The organism is Streptomyces lienomycini (assembly GCF_027947595.1).
Classification (GTDB): Bacteria; Actinomycetota; Actinomycetes; order Streptomycetales; family Streptomycetaceae; genus Streptomyces; species Streptomyces lienomycini.
In genome coordinates this window covers 3,177,523-3,196,921 of record NZ_CP116257.1, presented here as the reverse complement: position 1 = coordinate 3,196,921, position 19,399 = coordinate 3,177,523, and the positions used below count along the sequence as shown (strand labels likewise).

Here is a 19,399-nt window from a genome sequence, read left to right as displayed (position 1 = left end):
GCGGATGTGCGCTTCCTGAATGCCGGGCTCCCGGCCGCCGGGGACGCCCAAGCGAAACGGGGCCGGGAGGAGCACCTCTCCCGGCCCCGTCCGTCCGCACCTTTCGGCGAACGTCCGTGGGGGCTACTTCCTCGCCACCTTGCGCGTGGCCCGCAGCCACTCCTTGTTCATGCTGGTGATGGACACCAGCGGGATGCCCTTGGGGCAGGCCGTCGCGCACTCGCCGGTGAGCGTGCAGCCGCCGAAGCCCTCGTCGTCCATCTGCGCCACCATGTCGAGGACCCGCGTCTCGCGCTCGGGCGCCCCCTGCGGCAGGACGTTCAGGTGGTTCACCTTCGCGGACGTGAACAGCATCGCCGCCCCGTTGGGGCAGGCCGCCACGCACGCGCCGCAGCCGATGCACTCCGCGTGCTCGAAGGCGAGGTCCGCGTCGGGCTTGGGCACCGCGGTGGCGTGCGCCTCGGGCGCCGCGCCGGTGGGAGCGGTGACGTAGCCGCCGGCCTGGATGATCCGGTCGAAGGCCGAGCGGTCGACGACGAGGTCCTTGACGACCGGGAAGGCGGATGCCCGCCACGGCTCGATGTCGATGGTGTCGCCGTCCCGGAAGGACCGCATGTGCAGCTGGCAGGTGGTGGTGCGCTCGGGGCCGTGGGCGTCGCCGTTGATGACCAGCGAGCAGGCGCCGCAGATGCCCTCGCGGCAGTCGTGGTCGAAGGCGACGGGGTCCTCGCCCTTGAGGATGAGCTCCTCGTTGAGGGTGTCGAGCATCTCCAGGAAGGACATGTCGCTGGAGATTCCGTCCACCTCGTACGTGGACATGGCGCCGTCGGCGCCGGCGTTCTTCTGCCGCCAGACGCGCAGGGTGAGCTTCATGCGTAGCTCCGCTGGGTGGGGTGGACGTACTCGAAGACCAGGTCTTCCTTGTGCAGGGTGGGGGCGTCGCCGGTGCCGGTGAACTCCCAGGCGGCGGCGTAGCCGAACTCGTCGTCCCGGCGGGCCGCCTCGCCGTCGGGGGTCTGGGACTCCTCGCGGAAGTGGCCGCCGCAGGACTCGGCGCGGTGCAGTGCGTCGAGGCACATCAGCTCGGCGAGTTCCAGGTAGTCGACGATGCGGTTGGCCTTCTCCAGCGACTGGTTGAACTCCTCGCCGGTGCCGGGGACCTTGATGCGCCGCCAGAACTCGTCGCGGATCTGCGGGATGCGCTCCAACGCCTTGCGCAGTCCGGAGCCGGTGCGGGCCATGCCGCAGAACTCCCACATCAGCTCGCCGAGTTCGCGGTGGAAGGAGTCGGGGGTGCGGTCGCCGTCCACGGACAGCAGCAGGTTGAGCCGGTCCTCGGTCTCGGCCAGCACCTCCTGCACCACCGGGTGGTCGTCGTCCACGTCGTCCTTGTGGGGGTTGCGGGCGAGGTAGTCGTTGATGGTGGCCGGGAGGACGAAGTAGCCGTCGGCCAGGCCCTGCATCAGCGCGGAGGCGCCGAGCCGGTTGGCGCCGTGGTCGGAGAAGTTGGCCTCTCCGACGGCGAACAGGCCGGGGACGGTGGTCTGGAGGTCGTAGTCGACCCACAGTCCGCCCATCGTGTAGTGCACGGCGGGGTAGATCCGCATCGGCACCCGGTAGGGGTCCTCGTCGGTGATCCGCTGGTACATGTCGAAGAGGTTGCCGTACTTGGCCTCGACGGCCGCCCGGCCCATCCGCTCGATGGCGTCGGCGAAGTCCAGGTAGACGCCCTGGCCGCCGGGGCCCACCCCCCTGCCCTCGTCGCAGACGTTCTTCGCGGCGCGGGAGGCGATGTCGCGGGGGACGAGGTTGCCGAAGGACGGGTAGACGCGCTCCAGGTAGTAGTCGCGCTCGTCCTCGGGGATCTCGTTCGCGGGCCGGTCGTCGCCCTTGGCCCTGGGCACCCAGATCCGGCCGTCGTTGCGCAGCGACTCGCTCATCAGGGTCAGCTTCGACTGGTGGTCGCCGGTGCGCGGGATGCAGGTCGGGTGGATCTGCGTGAAGCAGGGGTTGGCGAACCAGGCGCCGCGGCGGTGGGCCCGCCAGATCGCGGTCGCGTTGGAGTTCATGGCGTTGGTGGAGAGGTAGAAGACGTTGCCGTAGCCGCCGGAGGCGAGCACCACGGCGTCCGCGTAGTAGGTGTCGATCCGGCCCGTGATCAGGTCCCGGGCGACGATGCCGCGGGCCCGGCCGTCGACGACGATCAGGTCGAGCATCTCGGTGCGCGGGTGCATCTCGACGTTGCCGGCCGCGATCTGCCTGCTGAGCGCCTGGTAGGCGCCGAGGAGCAGCTGCTGGCCCGTCTGGCCGCGGGCGTAGAAGGTGCGGGAGACCTGGACGCCGCCGAAGGAGCGGGTGTCGAGCAGGCCGCCGTACTCGCGGGCGAAGGGCACGCCCTGGGCCACGCACTGGTCGATGATCTCGACGGAGACCTGCGCGAGCCGGTGCACGTTGGACTCGCGGGAGCGGAAGTCGCCGCCCTTGACGGTGTCGTAGAACAGGCGGTGGATCGAGTCGCCGTCGTTGCGGTAGTTCTTCGCCGCGTTGATGCCGCCCTGCGCGGCGATGGAGTGGGCACGGCGCGGGGAGTCCTGGTAGCAGAACTGGACGACGTGGTAGCCCTGTTCGGCGAGGGTGGCGCCGGCGGAGCCGCCCGCGAGTCCGGTGCCGACGACGATGACGGTCTTCCCGCGCCGGTTGGCGGGGTTGACCAGCTTCGCCTCGAAACGGCGCGTGTCCCAGCGCTCGTTGACCGGTCCGGCGGGGGCCTTGGTGTCGGCGACCGGCTCACCGGTCGTGTAGTCGGCGTAGGTTGTCATGTCAGCTCACCACTCCGGTCATGACGCCCACGGGTACGGCGACGAAGCCGGCCGTGAGCAGCAGCGCGAGGACGTTCGCGACGGTCTTCAGGGCGCGGTCGCGGGTACGGCTGCCGGCGCCGAGGGTCTGGGCGGCGCTCCAGAAGCCGTGCCGGATGTGCAGGCCGAGGGCGAGCATCGCGACGATGTAGATGGTGTTGCCGTACCAGGTGGAGAAGGTGTCCACGACGTTCTGGTAGGGCTTGCCGGTCTCGAAGCCGCCGGAGTGCACCGTGCCGGTGGTCAGGTCGAGGATGTGCCAGACGATGAACAGGCCGAGGATGGTCCCGCCCCAGCGCATGGTGCGCGTGGCGTAACTGGCCCGCTTCCTCGTGTGCACGTACTTGCTGGGCCGCGCCCTGATGTCGCGGCGGCTGAGCTGGTACGCGCAGACGGCGTGGGCGACGACGGCGACGACGAGCACGACGCGGATCAGCCAGAGCGTCCACTCGTAGTGCATGAACGGTTCGCCGACCGTGCGCAGCCAGTGGGCGTAGTGGTTGAACTCCTCGGTCCCGAAGAAGATCTTCAGGTTCCCGATCATGTGGGCGACCAGGTAGAGGAGCATGACGAGACCGCTGATCGCCATCACCGTCTTCTTGCCGACGGTCGAGTCCCACACGGTGCGCGCCATGGACGGCCGTCGGTCCGTCCGCGTTGCCAGAGCCATGTCACAGGACGTTACGGGGCCGGAGTCCGATCGGTCCAAGACATGGAACACCTGGTTTCCATAGGGATTGCCTATCGACCGCGTATGCTCGCGGTATGCAGCTGCAACAGCTCCAGTACTTCGTGGCCGTCGCCGAGACCCGGCACTTCACCCGGGCCGCCGAGGTGGTGCACGTGGCGCAGCCGTCGCTGTCGCAGCAGATCAAGGCGCTGGAGCGGGAGCTGGGCGCCGACCTGTTCCAGCGGGCGCGCGGGAACATCACCCTCACCGACGCCGGGGAGGCGCTGCTGCCGCTGGCCCGGCGCATCCTGGCGGACGCGGACACCGCGCGGCACGAGGTGCTGGAGCTGGCGCAGCTGCGGCGCGGCCGGGTCCGGCTGGGCGCCACCCCGAGCCTGTGCACCGGCCTGCTCCCCGACGTGCTGCGCGCCTTCCACGACCGCTATCCCGGCATCCGGCTGCTGATCGAGGAGGGCGGTTCGCACGACCTGGTGCGGGAGCTGGCGCGCGGCGCGCTCGACCTCGCCCTGGTCGTGCTGCCGCTGCCCACCGCGTCACCGGCGCTGACCACGGTGGAGCTGCTGCGGGAGGACCTGGTGGTGGTGTCGTCCCCGGAGTCGCCCCGGCCGGGCGGCGGGCGCCGTGCCGTGCGCATCGCGGACCTGGAGGGCGAGCGCCTGGTGATGTTCCGGCACGGCTACGACCTGCGGGAGCTGACCGTGGCGGCGTGCCGATCGGCCGGGTTCGAGCCGGACTTCGCGGTCGAGGGCGGGGAGATGGACGCGGTGCTGGGCTTCGTCCGGGCGGGTCTGGGCATGGCGGTCGTCCCCCGGATGGTGGCGGCCCGCTCCGGACGCGGACTGCGGGTGACCCCGCTGGCCCGTCCCGGCCTGCACCGCACCATCGCCCTGGCCCACCGCAGCGACGTGGCCCCGCCGCGGGCGGCACGGGAGTTGCAGCGGATGCTGCTGGAGCGGTGACGGGAGCGGCGGATCCGACGCACGCGGACCGCCCGTGCTGCCCCCGTGTCTGCCCCCTCAGCCCTTCCGCCCCTCGCGCGGGGGCGCCCATGCTGGGGGATTACCTCTGTTCGACCCCGAGGGAGACATCGATGCGAGCACACGGGACGCGAGAGGACGAGGCCGTCATGACACCAGGCACCTCGACGCCCAGACGCCGTGAGGCGCTCCCCTTCCTCGGTGGCCGGCCCCTGGCGACACCCGCGACCCTCAGCGCCGTGCAGCGCACCGCGGGCAACTCGGCGGCGCAGCAGGTGGTGGCCCGTTCGGCACACTCCGGCAGCGCACCGCCCGTGCAGCGCGCAGGGGATGAGTCCGCCACCGGGCCGGCTTCGAAGCCGAACACCAACGCCACCGCTGCCTTCCGCAAGGAATTCACCGAGTTCATTTACGGCAAGGACAGCTTGAGCTTCGACGAGGCTTATTGGGCGTTCGTTGACAACCAGGTCATCTACACAAGCGACGTGACCGGCAACGCGACTTTCCAGGAAAAGGTGAAGACCCTTGTCTGGCAGAAGGCCCAGGACAAGGTCAACGATTACAGGAAGGAGGCTCAGCCCATGAACATTCCTGACGGAGAACCGGTACGGCTCTACCGCAAGATGTCCGCAAGGGAGGCCGAGATCTTCCTCAAGGCCAAGAGCCCGAAGGCCGGCATCACCAAATCCATGGAATACGGGGACAAGCAGTACCGGAAGTATTTGACGACCTCCCTCGTCCACACCGCCAGTTTCAATAACGAGGACTCGGCGGACAGGGACAACGAGGCGGTCCTCGAATTCAGGATTCCCGCGAAGGATTACTGGGCCTTCTTCGCGAAGTACGCCAAGCCCAACCAACTGACCGGCGTCTTCAATCAGGCGGATTCCGCGGTGGTGAACCAGGAGGGCCACCGTGTCGGAGACCAGGTCAACTTCCGTAAGCAGGAACAGGTCGACGAGGTCCTCCTGAAGAAGACGCACCACAACGTCGGCATCGGCGGAGGCAACGTCGCCGAATTCGCACGTATGACCACCGCCATCGAGGAAATCGATAAGAGCCGGCTGGACCAGGCGGTCGCCGACTCCAAGGCCGCGATGACGGCGAGTCTCATCTCCGGCCTGAATAGTTCATGAGCCCGTAGGTTCGCCGACGGGCTCATGAACGATCGAGGGCCGTCAAGGGCCCGGGGGCGGGCCCTTACAGGCCCGCCGCGTCCACCAGCGCCAACTCGTGCAGCCGCTCCGGCGGGCCCGGACGGGCGTAGTACCAGCCCTGAGCGGTGTCGCAGCCCAGTATCCGCAGCTGCTCGGCCTGGGCGCCGGTCTCGACGCCCTCCACGGTGACCGCGAGGTCCAGGCTGTGGGCCAGGGCGACGATCCCCTCGACGATCTTCAGGTCGACGGGGTCCGCCGGGAACCGCTGCATGCTCTGGGTGAAGGAGCGGTCCAGCTTGAGGACGCTCACCGGCAGCCGGCGCAGGTTGGCGAGGTTGGAGTAGCCGGTGCCGAAGTCGTCCAGGGCGATGTCCACGCCCATCTCGGCCAGCCGGCGCAGCGGCTTCAGCAGGTCGTCGTCGGCGCCGATCAGCGCCGACTCCGTCACCTCCAGGCACAGCGCGTCGGGCGCGACTCCGGTCCGCTCCAGGATGTCGACGGTGTCCTGGACCAGGCGGGGATGGGTGAGCTGGCAGGGCGAGAGGTTGACGTTGATGCGCAGCGGGCCCGCGGCACCCGCCTCGCCGTACCGCTCGCGCCACAGGCGGGCCTGCCGCACGGACTGCTCCAGGACCCAGCGGCCCAGCGGCACGATCAGTCCCGTGTGTTCGGCGAGCGGGATGAACCGGTCCGGGCCAAGCACCCCGTGCTGCGGGTGCAGCCAGCGCACCAGCGCCTCGGCGCCGCGCACACTGCCGTCGCCGAGGTGGACCAGCGGCTGGTACTCGATGAAGAACTCGCCGCGTTCCAGGGCCGCGGGCAGCGCCGTGGTCAGTCCGTGCCGGGTGATGACGCGGGCGTCGGCCTCCGGGTCGGCCAGCTCGAAGCGGTTGCCGCCCGCCGACTTGGCCCGGTACATGGTGATGTCGGCGCTGCGCAGCACCTCGGCCGGGCTGCGTTCGCCCGCCGGGCCCTCGACGACGCCGATGCTGCCGCGCACCGTCAGTTCGCGGCCGTCGACGCTGACCGGGGCGAGCAGCGCGTTCATGATGCGCCCGGCCAGCTCGTCGACCTCGTGTCCGGTGTCGGGGCCGGTGGTCAGCGCCACGAACTCGTCGCCGCCGAGCCGGGCGACCATCTCGCCGGGCGCGGTGGCGCAGGCCTGGAGCCGGTCGGCGACCTCCACGAGGAGCCGGTCCCCGGCCGCGTGGCCGAGGCTGTCGTTGACGGTTTTGAAACCGTCCAGGTCGAGGTAGCACAGGCCGAAGCGCTGTCCCGGCCCCGCGTTCAGCGCCTTCTCCAGGCGTTCGAAGAAGAAGCTGCGGTTGGGCAGGCCGGTGAGCGCGTCGTGCGTCGCCTCGTAGCGCAGCCGCAGGTTGAGCAGCCGCCGCTCGGTGGTGTCCTCCATCAGCGCGAGCTGGTACTGCGGGGTGCCGTCGGCGTCGCGCAGCAGGGAGACGGTGAGGTTGGTCCACAGGACCGTGCCGTCGGGCCGGTAGAAGGCCTTCTCCACGTGGTAGTGCTCGCGCTCGCCGCGCACCAGCTCGTCGTAGAGCCGCCAGATCTGCGGCGCGTCGTCGGGATGCGTCCACTCCGTCGCCCGGCGCCCGCCGAGCGTGGGCCCGGCGATGCCGAACATGCGCATCAACGCCGCGTTGACCTGGAGGATGTTGCCGTCCAGGTCGGCGATGCCGATGCCTATGGCGGCGCCCTCGAAGACCGCGCGGAAACGGGCCTCGCTGGCGTGCAGGGCCTCGGCGACCACTCCCTGCGCCTTCAGGGCGGCCTGCGCGATGGCCTCCTGCTCGGCGAGGGTCCGGGCGCGCAGCGCCCCGGCGAACCCGGCCGCCATCGCGTGCTGGAGTCGCGCGGAGCGGGCCCGCAGGGCCTCCGGGTCGCCGTCCTCGCCGCAGTACAGCACCAGGTAGGCGTCGACGCAGTCCAGCGTCCGGGAGAGCGCCTCGGGGTCGGTGCAGTGGGCGTCGACGAGCGCGGCGCCGACCGCCCTGGCCTCCGGCGCGTCGAAGCCGCGCGCACGCAGCACCTCGCTCAGCCTTCGGGCCAGCGGCAGCAGTTGGTTCTCGAACTCGGGCCGGGTGGAGGACGTCGAGGTCACCGGGAACACCGCCCGGCTCCAGATCGTCGCGAACCGGCGCAGTCTGTCCTCCGGCCCGTCCGGCTCCGCGCTCACGCCGTACGCCCCACGCCGGCGAACCCGGAGAACGCGTACGGGTCCTCCTCCTCCGGCACGTCCTGCGGACGCCAGCGCGGCATCGGAACCAGTCCGGGTTCCACCATGTCGTACCCCTCGAAGAACCGCGCGATTTCCTCGCGCGAACGCATGATCAGCGGATTGCGAATGTCTTTGTACACGTCCACAGCTCCCCCGGCCCGTTCGGCGGGCAGCGGAATGTTCTCGTACGAGGCGTGCGTGAGGACGAGCAGGCTGCCGGGCGCGAGCGCGTCCCTCAGCTCGGCCACCGCGGCGTACGGGTCGTCCTCGTCTTCCACGAAGTGCAGTATGGCAACCAGCAGCAGGGCGACCGGTCGATTCAGGTCGATCATCCGCTCGACCTGGGGGGCGGCGAGGATCTCGTGGGGCTTGAGGAGGTCTCCCGCCACGACGTCAGCGTCGTCGTCGCCCGCCAGGACGGCCTCGCTGTGCGCGACCGCCACCGGGTCGTGGTCGACGTACACCACGCGGGAGCCGGGGCGGCTGCGTCCGGCCACCTCGTGGACGTTGCCGAAGGTCGGGATGCCGGAGCCGATGTCCAGGAACTGGTCGATGCCCTCGTCGGCCGCGAAGCGCACGGCCCGGCGCATGAACGCCCGGTTCGCCTGCATGATCTTGGGGAGCCCCGGCATGAACTCCATGGCCCGGCGGGCCGCTTCCCGGTCGACCTCGAAGTTGTGCGAACCGCCCAGGTAGAAGTCGTAGATCCGGGACACGCTGGGCACCGAGATGTCGATGCTGCGAGGGGCCCAGGCGGGACGCTCCATCTAGCTCTCCAAGGCATAGGCGATCCGGTGTTCGAGCTGAGGCTACTGATCGCCTGCCAAACGGGCGAGTCCAAACGGAAATTGACCGTCCGTTCCCGGTCACTGCCCGGGGCACGTGCCGTGGGCGAAGGCATGCCAAAACACGCGAACGGGGCCGTCCCCTCCGCCCGTTCGCGGAGGGGACGGCCCGCTGGCCGCGCGCTACTTCTTCGGTGCCCCGACCGGCTTCCCGTCGGGCTTGACGGCGTACCAGGTGCCGCCGACGCCCTGGCCGTTGGTGTCGCCGGCCTTCTTGTCGCCGGCGAAGGTGTAAACGGGCCAGCAGTCGATCGTCTGCTGGACCGTGCCGTCGGGCCGGGTGAAGCTCATCAGGCCCTTCTTCTCCACGCCCTTGGTGTCGTTCGCCTCGACGGGCGCCACGACCGGCCACTTCTCCAGGCAGGCGCCGGTGCACGCCGACACCGGTTTCGGCCAGGCCTCGTCCTTCATGAAGCGGTAGACGGTCATGCCGTTCTTGTCGACGACGATCTCGCCGAGCTTCGGGTCCTCGCGGGTGGACAGACCGGCGGCCGGCTCGGCCTGGGCCTTCTTGCCGTCGGCGGCCAGCGCGAACCACTTCTTGCCGACGCCCTGGCCCTTCGCGTCGCCCGCGGCGGTGTCCTTGGCGTAGCGGTACGCGGGCCAGCCGCCGATGGTGAGCTGCTTGCTGCCGTCGGGGCGGGTGACCTCACCGAGCAGGGCCTTGTCGATGCCCTCTCCGGCCAGGGCGTCGTCCGCGGCCACCGGCGGCCAGGTGGTGGCGCAGTCGTTCTCGCAGGTCGTCTTGGGCGGCTGGGCCGTGTCGGCGTCGAAGCGGTAGAGGGTGCGGCCGGCTCCGTCGGTCACGAGCGCGCCGATCTCGGCGTTCGGGGAGACGGACAGCTTGCCCGCGGGCTCCGGCGCGCTCGCCGACCCCTGCCCTGCGCCCGCGCCCGCGCCGGTACCGAGGCCGTCTCCGGCGCCCGTGCCGAGGTCGCCGACGTCGCCGGGCGCGGCCGTCGCGCCCACGTTCTGGCTGCCGGTGGCGCCGCCGTCCTGGCCGCACGCCGTCGTCAGCGCCAGCAGCGCCGCGGCGCCCGCCACGAGTGAGGCACTCCGCCAGGAGGTCTTCATCGTCCATCCCCGATCGCGTGTAGGTGTTGGGGCGCCCTGGTGGGCCGCCGCACGACACTGGGTACGCGCGGCGGAGCCCGTTGTGTTCAACGGGGGCGCGGGTTTCCTTCCCGTCCGCCCCCGGCACGTGACCCTCCGCACGCGTGTCCGAACCTTCTCGGGTGGGGGTCCTTCCCGGTCAAACCGCTGGTGGGTGCATGTCCCTCCTTCGGGGCAATCGGCGGTCACTCGGCCGTGGGCCGGTGCGCCAGGCCCCATGATCTGCGTCGTGCATGGACCCGAACCGACCCGATCCGCCGCTGCCGGACGGGTGTTGGCCCTGGTGACGCTGACGTTCACGCTCGTCGGCATACCGGTCGGCACGGCGCAGGCCGACGCCTGTGCCTACGCGTCGACCGGGCCGGGCGGTACCGACGCGGTGGCCGTCGCCGGGAGCGCGGCCTCCTGGCCCACCTTCCCGCCCTGTCCCAGGCCGACGCCGACCCCGACACCGACGCCCACCCCGACGCCCCCGCCCACGCCCACGCCCACGCCTCCGAAGCCCACTCCCCCGCCGCCTCCCGCGCCGAAGCCTCCGCCGCCGCCGGCCCCGAAGCCCGAGCCGCCGCCCGCACCGCCTGCGCCGCGCCCGGTACCGCCCCGGCCCACGCCCACGCCGCCGCCGCCCAGCCCCGTGCCGCCGCCCGCCCGGCCCGCGGCGCCCGCGCCCGCTCCCTCGGCCGCACCGACACCGCGCCCGTCGCTCACTCCGGTGCACTACCCGCGCCATCGCACCGCCCGGACGCCTCAGCGGTCCTCGCGCGGGGCGACGTCGCCCCTCGTCTTCGTCCTGCTCATCACGGTGCCCGCGGTGGTCGCCGTCGCCGCGCTCCGTGCGCGCTGATTCCTGGAGGCCTCTCTTGCCGGAATGGCTTGTTCTCACCCTCGCGATGCTGGCCGCCTGTGCCGTGGTGGTCGTCGTCACCCTCCTACGGCACCGCACCGCGTCCGACGACGAGGACATCACCGAGACCCCGGACGTCATCGAGTACATGACGATGTGGATCGGTGTGGTGTACGCCATCGTCCTGGGCCTGGCCATCGCCGGTGTCTGGGAGGCGCGCAGCGCCGCCGAGGACAACGTGCAGACCGAGGCGGTGGCGCTGCACGAGATCTCGGAACGCGTCCGGGTCTATCCGCCGGACGTCCGTGACCGCATCCGGGCGGATGTCAACGCCTATGTCGGACACGTCGTCACCACCGAGTGGAAGTCCATGGCCGACCACGGCGAGGTGACCGACCGCGGCACGGAGCTGCTCGACCGGGTGCGCGCGGACGTCACCGACTACGAGCCGAGGTCGGACTTCGAGGCCCAGGCCTACCAGCCCCTCCTCGACCAGGTGGCCCTCGCTGACCAGGCCCGCAACGCCCGGGCCCAGTCCACCGGGGCGACCATGCCGGGGGTGGTGTGGTTCGGGCTCATCGCCGGGGCCGTCATCACGATCGGGATGGTCTTCGCCCTGCAGATCCGCCGCACACCCCGCGAACTGATCCTCGCCGGGCTGTTCTCCGCGCTGATCGCCTTCCTGCTCTTCCTGATCTGGGACTTCGACGCGCCCTTCAGCCGCGGCGTCTCGGCGTCGACGGACGCCTTCACGAGCCTCTTCCCGGGGGCCGGGGACTGAGACGGCGCCAGGGGGCGGCCGACACGCCGTCACCGTCCCCTGACCGGCCCACGCTCTTGCCCCATTCGCGCGACTGCGATCGCGCCGACGCGCACGGCTTCCTAGCGTTTCGGACATCGAGGTGCGTTCTGGGCGCGAGCGGAACAGGTCCGCCGCCGCTCCTCGGGGACCCGGAGGATTCACCATGCGCGCGATACCCGTCGCCTCGGTCGCACTGCTGGGCGTCGCCACCCTCTCCGCCTGCGTGCCGGCCGGGGCCGTGGGCTCGGACACGTTCGGCTTCACCGTCACCCCCGCCACCGTGGCGCCGGGCGGTGAGGTCACCGTGGGGGTGGGCCGTACCGCCGCGGGCTGCCGGGGCCGGGTCACGGTCACCTCTCCGGTCTTCGACACGGTCACCATCCCCCGGCACGAGTCGTCGGCGACGGCGCGCGTCGACCGGGACGCGCGGCGCGGGGCGGTCTACCAGGTGACGTTCGCCTGCAAGGACAAGACCGGCACGGCGCACCTGACCATCGCGGGCGGCTCGCACCATCCGACGCCCGAGCCCCGCCACCCCAAGGGTGTGCACGCCGGCGAGGGCGGCAGCATCGCCGGATTCGACGTGAAGCAGATCGGGCTCGGCCTGGCGCTCGTCGTGGGCTCGGTGGGCGCGGCGTACCACCTCTCGCGCCGCCGCTCCGGCGAGGACGGCGCCTGATCCCGGGACACCCGGCCGCCCCCGGCACCCCGCGCGCAGGGCTTCGCCCCCGATCCGGCAAGGGTCCGGGGCGAAGCCCTGTCGGCGTGCGGGTGCGCTCCGGCCGTGCGGTGCCGGAGCGCGGTTCCAGGGGTCCGAAGGGGTCCGGACGGGCCCGCCCCCGGAAGGCGGGACCCGTACCGCGGGGGCGGGGACGGGTCAGATCCGCCGCTCGGCGCGGCGGCGCAGCCAGAACAGACCGCCGCCCGCGACCGCCGCGGCGACGAGCCCGCCGCCGATCGCGATGTCGGTCGAGGTCGCCCCGCTGGAGCTGCTGCCGCCGAGGCCGCCGCGGACACCGCCGATGACGGTGAAGGCCGCCGGGCGGGTCAGCCGCCGCCCCGAGCAGTTGACGGAGATGTCGTACGAGCCGGGCCGGGCGTCCTCCTTGATGGTGGCGGTGCCCCGGGAGGTCTCGTTGGCCCCCCTGACCGGGGTCAGGTGGGTGGTCCGGAAGGCGTCCGAGGTCATCGTGCCGCCCTGGGGGCAGCCGTCGACCGTGACGGTCATCTGACCGCCGCGGGCGATGACGCTGGGCAGCGCGACGATGTTGCTCGGCTGGTTGTGGTCGCCTCCGGCGGTGGCCGCGGGGGCGGCCAGTCCGAGGACAGCGACCGCGGCTCCGGCTGCCGCGAGGGCACGAGTGTTGCGCATGTGATCCTCCGCGGAAGACGCCCCGGGACCCGTCCCCGGTCGATCGGCGAGAAAGCGCCTCCCAGCAAGACCCTCAGTTGCCGTGCGCGGAGCCGCATTTCGGGAATGGTCCGTCCTGGTGAGGGCCGTGCCGGGCCGAAACCGCGCGACTGGATATCGCCGCAGGTCACGCACCGTCAGAAAATCTCCACCGGCCGCCTCCCGGATGGCTCACCGGGGGATTCCCGCACCACCCGTTCGCCGCCGCCCCGTCGCCGGTCCCCCGCACGGCGCTTAGCGTGCTCGTATGCGCGGATGAGCGGACGATCCGGCGGCGGCCGGACCGAGAGGGGATGGCGAATGTACGACTCCGAGTTGGCCGAGGAGGAGGAGCGGCGGCGCAAGCGCGCTCCCTGGGGCGTGATAGCGCTTGTCCTGCTGACCGGTCTCGCGCTCATCCGCAACGGCTCGGGAGAGTTCGACGTGGGCCCGCCGCAGCCGGCCTCGGCCGCCGCCTCGGACACCCGGGTGACGGCCGGGGACGACGCCGCCACCGGCGTCGCGCCGCTGCCGTACTCGGTGCCCGACCGGGTCTCCATCCCCGCGATCCAGGTCGACGCCCCGGTCATGGGGGTGGGGCTGGACGTGGACGGCTGGGTGGACGCGCCGCCCCCGGAGGACCCGAATCTGGCCGGCTGGTTCACCGGCGCCGTCTCCCCCGGGGAAAAGGGCACGGCGGTCGTGGTCGGTCATGTGGACAACCAGCAGGGGCCCGCCGTCTTCTACGGGCTCGGCGCGCTGAAGAAGGGGAACAAGGTGGAAGTGCGCCGCCAGGACGGGAAGACGGCGGTTTTCGAGATCTACGGCATCGAGGTGTTCGAGAAGGACGATTTCCCCGGCGACCGGGTCTACGCCTCGAAGGGCGGCCCGGAACTGCGGGTCATCACCTGCGGCGGGGGTTTCTCCAAGCAGAACGGCTACGACGGGAACGTCGTCGCCTTCGCCCGCCTGGTCGAGGCCCGCTGAGCGTGCCCCGGCCGGGCGGGCCCGGCGGCGGTCAGATCAGGCGCCGCCGGGGCACGGTGAGGTGGTAGCCGGAGTCGAGCAGTTCGGGCAGGTAGCGCCGCAGGGCGCGGACACTCTGCGAACGGTCGCCCCCGGCGTCGTGCGAGAGCACCACGACGCCGGGTGCGGCGCCGTCCTCGACCCGGCCGACGATGGTGCCGGTGCCGGGTGTCGTCCAGTCCAGGGTGTCCACGGTCCAGGCGAGCGGCTCCATGCCGAGCTCCGCGCCGAGCTGGAAGGTGGCGCGGTTCCAGGCTCCGTAGGGGGCCCGGAACCAGCGGGGCGCGTCTCCGTAGGCCTCCTCGACGACCTCGCTCGTGCGCTCCATCTCGGAGCGGATGCGGCGCCGGGTCAGTTTGGTCAGCAGCGGGTGCGACCAGGTGTGGTTGCCGACCACGTGCCCCTCGTCGGCCATCCGGGAGAGCAGGTCCCGGTTGTAGTCGGCCATCTCCCCGCACACGAAGAACGTGGCCCGCACGTCGTACTTCGCGAGGGTGTCCAGGATCTGCGGGGTGTACGTCGGGTGGGGGCCGTCGTCGAAGGTGAGCAGCATGGTCTGCCCGCGGCCCGTCATGCGCAGGATCGGTTCGCTGCGCACCGGGGGCTGCCGGGGCTCGGCCCGTGGCGCGGCGTATCCGGTCAGGGGCTGGAGGCGGTAGGCGGAGGGCTTGAACGGGCTGTGCGGCGGGGGTCCGGGGGCGGGGGCGGGCGGCCCGGCCGGTCCGTTTCCCAGCCCCGCGGCGAGGGCGCCGCCGGCACCGGCGGCCCCCAGGGCGGCGACGCCGGTGAGCAGGGTGCGGCGCGTGAGCAGTTGTTCCTTCCTCATGACTCATCAGTCGCCCGGTCACGGTGCGCCGCACCAGAGCAACACCGGGGCGGCGGCACGAAACCACCCGCCCGGCTCAAGATCACGGGAGTCTCCGATAGCCTCGCCGCGTGACGGAACAGCACTCCCATCAGTTCGAACGCGGCACGGACGGTCCCAAGGTGATCGTCGCCGGTGTGGACGGCTCCGACTCCTCGCTGCGGGCCGCGGCCTACGCCGGCGGTCTGGCCAGGCGGCAGGGCGCCCTGCTGGCGGTGGTCTACGTGCAGCCGGTGCTGGCGGGGGGTGCGACGCTGGGGGCGTCGGTGGCGGAGACGACCGACGAGATCGCCGCGGAGCTGGTGGCCCAGATCCGGGAGGCGACCGAGCGGGTCAAGGGGATATTCGACGTTCGCTGGGAGTTCCACACGTTCCGCGGCGACCCGTACAGCGGGCTGGTGCAGACGGCCGACCAGCTGAAGGCCGACGCGGTGGTGGTGGGCGCCTCCGAGCAGGCCGGCCACCGGTTCGTCGGCTCCGTCGCGGTGCGGCTGGTGAAGGCGGGACGCTGGCCGGTGACCGTGGTGCCGTAGCGCCCTGTGGCCGGTGTGTGGGTCTCGGGCCCGTTGTGCGTCGTGGCTTCCGTCGCGGACGTGTGTGCGTCATCATGATCCACCGTCAGCCGTTTGCCGTTCACGAAGAGGTGAGGCGCATGGCCCGGTTCCGTGCGGGTGAGGGTGTTCTCCGCCGCAAACCCATCGAGCACATCGAGGAGACGGAGGGCGGCGGGGGCCTGGTGCGCTCCCTGGGACTGTGGCAGCTGACCGCGATCGGTGTGGGCGGCATCATCGGGGCCGGCATCTTCACGCTGGCCGGGACGGTCGCCAACGGCACGGCGGGCCCCGCGGTCCTGATCTCCTTCCTCATCGCCGGTGTCGCGAGTGCCGCGGCCGCCCTGTCGTACGCCGAGTTCGCCGGGCTGATCCCGAAGGCCGGTTCCGCCTACACCTACGGCTACGCGGTCCTGGGCGAGCTGGTGGGCTGGTTCATCGGGTGGGACCTGCTCCTGGAGTACACGGCGATCGTGGCGGTGGTCGCGATCGGCATCTCGGGCTACTTCAGCTTCCTGGTCGGTGAGATGGGCGCCGACCTGCCGAACTGGATGCTGGGGGCGCCCGGCACCGGGGACGGTCACCGGGTCGACCTGTTCGCGGCCGTGCTGTGCCTGCTGATCGCGTACCTGCTGACGCTGGGCATCCGCAACGCGGCCCGCTTCGAGATGGTCGTGGTCGTGCTGAAGGTGCTGGTGGTGCTGCTGGTGATCGGGGTGGGCGTCTTCCACATCAACACCTCGAACTACCACCCGTTCTTCCCGTTCGGGGTGGGCGGCGCGTTCACGGGTGCGGCGACGGTGTTCTTCGCGGTCTTCGGCTACGACGCCATGTCGACGGCGGCCGAGGAGTCGAAGGACGCCCAGCGGCACATGCCGAAGGCGATCATCTACTCGCTGATCATCTCGATGGTGCTGTACGTCGCGGCGTGCCTGGTGCTGACCGGCATGCAGAACTACAAGAGCATCGACCCGGAGAGCGGCTTCTCGACGGCCTTCAAGTCGGTGGGGCTCGGCTCGCTGGCCGACGTCATCGCGGTGGGCGCCATCATCGGCATCCTGACCGTGATGTTCACGTTCATGCTGGGGGTGACCCGCGTGTGGTTCTCCATGTCGCGCGACGGGCTGCTGCCCAAGTGGTTCGCCAAGACGCACCCGACGCGGCACGTCCCGACCCGGGTCACCTGGATCGTCGGGTTCGCGTCGGCCGCGATCGCCGGGTTCCTGCCGATCGGCGAGGCGGCCGAGCTGACCAACATCGGCATTCTGCTGGCCTTCGTGGTGGTGTGCGCGGCGGTGATCGTGCTGCGCTACCGGCAGCCGGACCTGCCGCGCACCTTCCGTACGCCGTGGATGCCGTTCGTGCCCGCGCTGGGCATCGTGTTCTCGCTCTGGCTGATCACGTTCCTGCAGTGGCAGACCTGGGTGCGGTTCGCCGTGTGGTTCGTGGTCGGCCTGGTGATCTACTTCGCGTACTCGTACCGGAAGTCGGAGCTGGCGGGCCGTTAGAGGCCGCGCAGGAAGCCGGTGACGATCTCCCGGAAGACCTCGGGCCGCTCCATGTTCGGGTAGTGCCCGACGCCGTCGACGGTGGCGGAGCGGCCGTCCGGGACCGTACGGGCGAGCCGTTCCGCCTCGGCGACCAGGTCGGGCGCGTCCAGCGCGCCGTTGACGGTGAGGACCGGCACGTCGATCTTCGGGACGCGGGACCAGGTGTCGGTGAGCGGCACGTGGTGGTTCTCCTCGTCCGGGGTGTGCTTGGAGAGGGTGCCCAGCGCCATCTCGCGCACCCTGCGCAGCACGTCCGGGTCGACGTCGTCGAGGGTGCGGTGCGGCCCCGGCACGAAGCGCAGGAACGCCGTGAGCCAGCCCTCGACGTCGCCCGCGCCCAGGGCGCGTTCCTGGTCGGCCAGCACCTGGCGCACCCACGGGTCGGTGTACTCGAACTCGCTGGTGGAGGCTCCGCAGGCGACCACCGCGCGGACCAGTTCCGGGTACTCGACGACCGTGTCGGTGGCGATGGCGCCGCCCATCGACACACCGACGAGCACCGCCGGTCCGGCGTCGAGGTGGCGCAGCAGCGCGGCGAGGTCGTCCGCCCAGCGGAACGGCCGGGTCGCGTTGGCGGAGGCGCCGTGACCGCGGACGTCGGGGGCGATCACGCGGTACTCGCGGGCCAGGGCCGGGATCTGGTCGTCGAACACGCGGTGGTCGGTGAACCCCGAGTGCAGCAGGACGACCGGGTCTCCCGCGCCGGTGTCGCGGTAGGCGAGGTCACCGTCGGCGGAGGCGAAGAAGCGGAGGTCCGAAGCGGTAGTCATGACAACCAAGGTGTCATGCGAGGGCGGCTTTGGCAACTCAGGTGTCATGATGGCGGGGTGAAGGACATCGACGCACCCCTCCCCCCGGACGCGCTCGCACAGCGGCTCACCGAGGTGTACGACCTCGTCGGCCCCCTCTACCGGCGCGCGCAGCGCGGCGTCGAGCAGGGCCTGGCCGCCGACGGTCTGTCCGTGGGCGTCCGCGCCGTGCTGACGATGCTGCGGCGCGGCGGGCCGATGACCGTGCCGCAGATGGGCCGGGCCCAGGCGATCAGCCGTCAGTTCGTGCAGCGGATGGTCAACGACGCGGCGGCCCGGGAACTGGTGGAGAGCATCCCGAACCCGGCGCACCGCCGGTCCTCGCTGATCCGGCTCACCGCCCGGGGCCGGGAGACGATCGACGAGGTCCTCGACCGCGAGCACCGGCTGCTGCGCGAGGTCGGCCGGGACCTCACGGACGCCGACGTCACCACCTGCCTGCGGGTGCTCGGGGCCATGCTGACGGCCCTCGACCCCGTGGACGACGCATGACGCCCCATGGCGGGCGCGGGGAGGGGCACCCGGCCTACTTCCCCATCACCAGGCCGTCCTCGGCGGCGCCCCGGCTGAGCACCACGTCGCGGACGCGGTCGCGCACGGCGCGCACCTCGGCACCCTCGGCCAGCGCCTGGTTGAGGTTCACCACCCGGCCGGCGTCGACGTCGAAGAGCTGCGGGACGAACTCGGCCTTCGTCACCTTCCAGCGTTCGCCGGCCCGGTCGGGCGGGGCGAAGGTGAAGCGGCCGATGGTCGACTGGTTGCCGCGCGGATCGCGGGCGCCCGTGTCGTTGACCATCTCGCCCGCGATCTGGTCCCCCATGCCGTAGACCACCCAGGTGCCGTTGACCTTCTCGTAGGCCTGCGGGACGTGGGCGTGGGTGCCGAGGATCAGGTCGATGTCGGGGCGGTCGCCGGTACGCGCGGCGGTCAGGCTCCGGGCGAGGTCCAACTGGTCCCGGTCGGGCGCGTCCTGCCACTCGGTGCCCCAGTGCAGCGACACGACGACGACGTCCGCGCCGGCCTTCCGGGCGGCCCGCGCGTCCGCCACGATGCGTGCCTCGTCGATCAGGCCGACCGCCCAGGGCTGGTCCGCGGGCAGCGGGTGGCCGTTGGTGTGGAGGGTGTAGGCGAGGTGGGCGACCTGGGCCCGGCCCGCGCGCAGCACCGTCGCGGTGTCCGACTCGGCCTCGGTGCGGGCCGTGCCGGCGTGCCGTACGCCCGCCCGGTCGAGGGCGTCCAGGGTGCGGCGGACGCCGTCCGCGCCGTCGTCGACGCTGTGGTTGGAGGCGGTGGAGCAGCCGTCGTAGCCGGTCGCGGCCAGCGCCTCGGCCACCTCGGGCGGGGACTTGAAGAGGGGGTAGCCGCTGTAGTCGCCGTTCGCGCCGTAGATGGTCTCCATGTGGCACAGGGCGAGGTCGGCGCGCGAGACGACGGGCCGGGCGCCGGCGAGCATGGGGCGGAAGTCGTAGCCGGTGCCGCCGGCGTCGAAGCGGGCCCGCTCGATGATCGAGTCGTGCGGGAGCACGTCCCCGGAGGCGACCAGGGTGAAGGCGCCTTCGGCCGCGGCGGGCGGGGCCGGCGCCGGGGGTTTCGGCGGCTCGTGGTCGCGGGCCTGGCAGGCCGCACCCGCGGTGAGGAGGGCGGTCAGGACCAGGGCCACCTGCCGACTGCGTGTGATCATCCGTTCA

19 protein-coding genes are annotated in these 19,399 nt (G+C 71.7%); 8 read left to right on the top strand and 11 right to left on the bottom strand.

Annotated features, from left to right (window positions below):
• Positions 1–123 precede the first annotated feature (123 nt).
• From BJ961_RS14315 to BJ961_RS14305, 3 genes are read right to left on the bottom strand one after another with little or no spacing between them, the layout of a single operon-like run.
• The gene (locus BJ961_RS14315) at positions 124–873 is read right to left on the bottom strand and encodes a succinate dehydrogenase/fumarate reductase iron-sulfur subunit (RefSeq protein WP_271413194.1); all 750 of its coding nucleotides are present in this window, start codon (positions 871–873) and stop codon (positions 124–126) included.
• Entirely contained in the window at positions 870–2,819 is a 1,950-nt protein-coding gene (locus BJ961_RS14310) for a fumarate reductase/succinate dehydrogenase flavoprotein subunit (protein ID WP_271413193.1), read from the bottom strand. Before BJ961_RS14310 ends, BJ961_RS14315 begins: the two co-directional genes overlap by 4 nt.
• A gap of 1 nt (position 2,820) precedes the next feature.
• Complete coding sequence (locus tag BJ961_RS14305) at positions 2,821–3,492, bottom strand: succinate dehydrogenase (RefSeq protein WP_271417048.1); 672 nt, start codon at positions 3,490–3,492, stop codon at positions 2,821–2,823.
• A gap of 131 nt (positions 3,493–3,623) precedes the next feature.
• Here BJ961_RS14305 and BJ961_RS14300 point away from each other — a divergent pair, with 131 nt between their 5' ends.
• Positions 3,624–4,508, top strand: coding sequence for a LysR family transcriptional regulator (locus BJ961_RS14300; RefSeq protein WP_271413192.1), 885 nt, complete (start codon positions 3,624–3,626; stop codon positions 4,506–4,508).
• 257 nt (positions 4,509–4,765) lie between these two features.
• Positions 4,766–5,662 (top strand): hypothetical protein, encoded by an 897-nt coding sequence (locus BJ961_RS14295; protein WP_271413191.1) that lies wholly within the window; start codon positions 4,766–4,768, stop codon positions 5,660–5,662.
• Between the two features lie 64 nt (positions 5,663–5,726).
• On the opposite strand, the gene rmdA is transcribed toward BJ961_RS14295, so the two are convergent.
• From rmdA to BJ961_RS14275, 4 genes are all read right to left on the bottom strand, one after another.
• On the bottom strand, positions 5,727–7,874 hold the full coding sequence (gene rmdA / locus BJ961_RS14290) for a cyclic Di-GMP phosphodiesterase RmdA (protein WP_271413190.1): 2,148 nt from the start codon (positions 7,872–7,874) through the stop codon (positions 5,727–5,729).
• Positions 7,871–8,683: an SAM-dependent methyltransferase gene (locus BJ961_RS14285; RefSeq protein WP_271413189.1), complete on the bottom strand. Its 813-nt coding sequence runs from the start codon at positions 8,681–8,683 to the stop codon at positions 7,871–7,873. The genes rmdA and BJ961_RS14285 overlap by 4 nt, the downstream gene beginning before the upstream one ends.
• 201 nt (positions 8,684–8,884) lie before the next feature.
• Positions 8,885–9,835 carry an SCO0930 family lipoprotein gene (locus BJ961_RS14280; protein WP_271413188.1) on the bottom strand — a complete coding sequence of 317 codons (951 nt, stop codon included), beginning with the start codon at positions 9,833–9,835 and terminating at the stop codon, positions 8,885–8,887.
• Positions 9,836–10,219: 384 nt separating this feature from the next.
• Entirely contained in the window at positions 10,220–10,582 is a 363-nt protein-coding gene (locus BJ961_RS14275; RefSeq protein ID WP_271413187.1) for a hypothetical protein, read from the bottom strand.
• A 152-nt stretch (positions 10,583–10,734) separates the two neighbouring features.
• Between BJ961_RS14275 and BJ961_RS14270 the strand changes: the two genes are divergently transcribed.
• Both BJ961_RS14270 and BJ961_RS14265 read left to right on the top strand, forming a co-directional pair.
• Positions 10,735–11,499 carry a bestrophin-like domain gene (locus BJ961_RS14270; protein WP_271413186.1) on the top strand — a complete coding sequence of 255 codons (765 nt, stop codon included), beginning with the start codon at positions 10,735–10,737 and terminating at the stop codon, positions 11,497–11,499.
• Between the two features lie 184 nt (positions 11,500–11,683).
• Positions 11,684–12,199: a hypothetical protein gene (locus BJ961_RS14265; RefSeq protein WP_271413185.1), complete on the top strand. Its 516-nt coding sequence runs from the start codon at positions 11,684–11,686 to the stop codon at positions 12,197–12,199.
• Positions 12,200–12,397: 198 nt separating this feature from the next.
• Here the strand turns inward: BJ961_RS14265 and BJ961_RS14260 are convergent, their stop codons facing one another.
• On the bottom strand, positions 12,398–12,892 hold the full coding sequence (locus BJ961_RS14260; protein ID WP_271413184.1) for a hypothetical protein: 495 nt from the start codon (positions 12,890–12,892) through the stop codon (positions 12,398–12,400).
• 339 nt (positions 12,893–13,231) lie between these two features.
• Between BJ961_RS14260 and BJ961_RS14255 the strand changes: the two genes are divergently transcribed.
• The gene (locus BJ961_RS14255) at positions 13,232–13,897 is read left to right on the top strand and encodes a class F sortase (RefSeq protein WP_271413183.1); all 666 of its coding nucleotides are present in this window, start codon (positions 13,232–13,234) and stop codon (positions 13,895–13,897) included.
• A 31-nt stretch (positions 13,898–13,928) separates the two neighbouring features.
• Here BJ961_RS14255 and BJ961_RS14250 read toward each other — a convergent pair whose 3' ends face one another.
• The gene (locus tag BJ961_RS14250) at positions 13,929–14,762 is read right to left on the bottom strand and encodes a polysaccharide deacetylase family protein (protein WP_271413182.1); all 834 of its coding nucleotides are present in this window, start codon (positions 14,760–14,762) and stop codon (positions 13,929–13,931) included.
• A 110-nt stretch (positions 14,763–14,872) separates the two neighbouring features.
• Here BJ961_RS14250 and BJ961_RS14245 point away from each other — a divergent pair, with 110 nt between their 5' ends.
• Together BJ961_RS14245 and BJ961_RS14240 are read left to right on the top strand one after the other, a co-directional pair.
• Positions 14,873–15,334: a universal stress protein gene (locus BJ961_RS14245; protein WP_271413181.1), complete on the top strand. Its 462-nt coding sequence runs from the start codon at positions 14,873–14,875 to the stop codon at positions 15,332–15,334.
• 119 nt (positions 15,335–15,453) lie between these two features.
• Positions 15,454–16,860 carry an amino acid permease gene (locus BJ961_RS14240; RefSeq protein ID WP_271413180.1) on the top strand — a complete coding sequence of 469 codons (1,407 nt, stop codon included), beginning with the start codon at positions 15,454–15,456 and terminating at the stop codon, positions 16,858–16,860.
• Here BJ961_RS14240 and BJ961_RS14235 read toward each other — a convergent pair.
• Positions 16,857–17,672: an alpha/beta fold hydrolase gene (locus BJ961_RS14235; protein ID WP_271413179.1), complete on the bottom strand. Its 816-nt coding sequence runs from the start codon at positions 17,670–17,672 to the stop codon at positions 16,857–16,859. The two genes, BJ961_RS14240 and BJ961_RS14235, sit on opposite strands and share 4 nt — an antisense overlap.
• A 57-nt stretch (positions 17,673–17,729) precedes the next feature.
• Between BJ961_RS14235 and BJ961_RS14230 the strand changes: the two genes are divergently transcribed.
• Positions 17,730–18,203: a MarR family winged helix-turn-helix transcriptional regulator gene (locus tag BJ961_RS14230; RefSeq protein WP_271413178.1), complete on the top strand. Its 474-nt coding sequence runs from the start codon at positions 17,730–17,732 to the stop codon at positions 18,201–18,203.
• Between the two features lie 34 nt (positions 18,204–18,237).
• Here BJ961_RS14230 and BJ961_RS14225 read toward each other — a convergent pair whose 3' ends face one another.
• A complete protein-coding gene (locus BJ961_RS14225) occupies positions 18,238–19,392 on the bottom strand; it encodes a CapA family protein (protein ID WP_271413177.1) in 1,155 nt (384 codons plus the stop codon).
• Positions 19,393–19,399 lie beyond the last annotated feature (7 nt).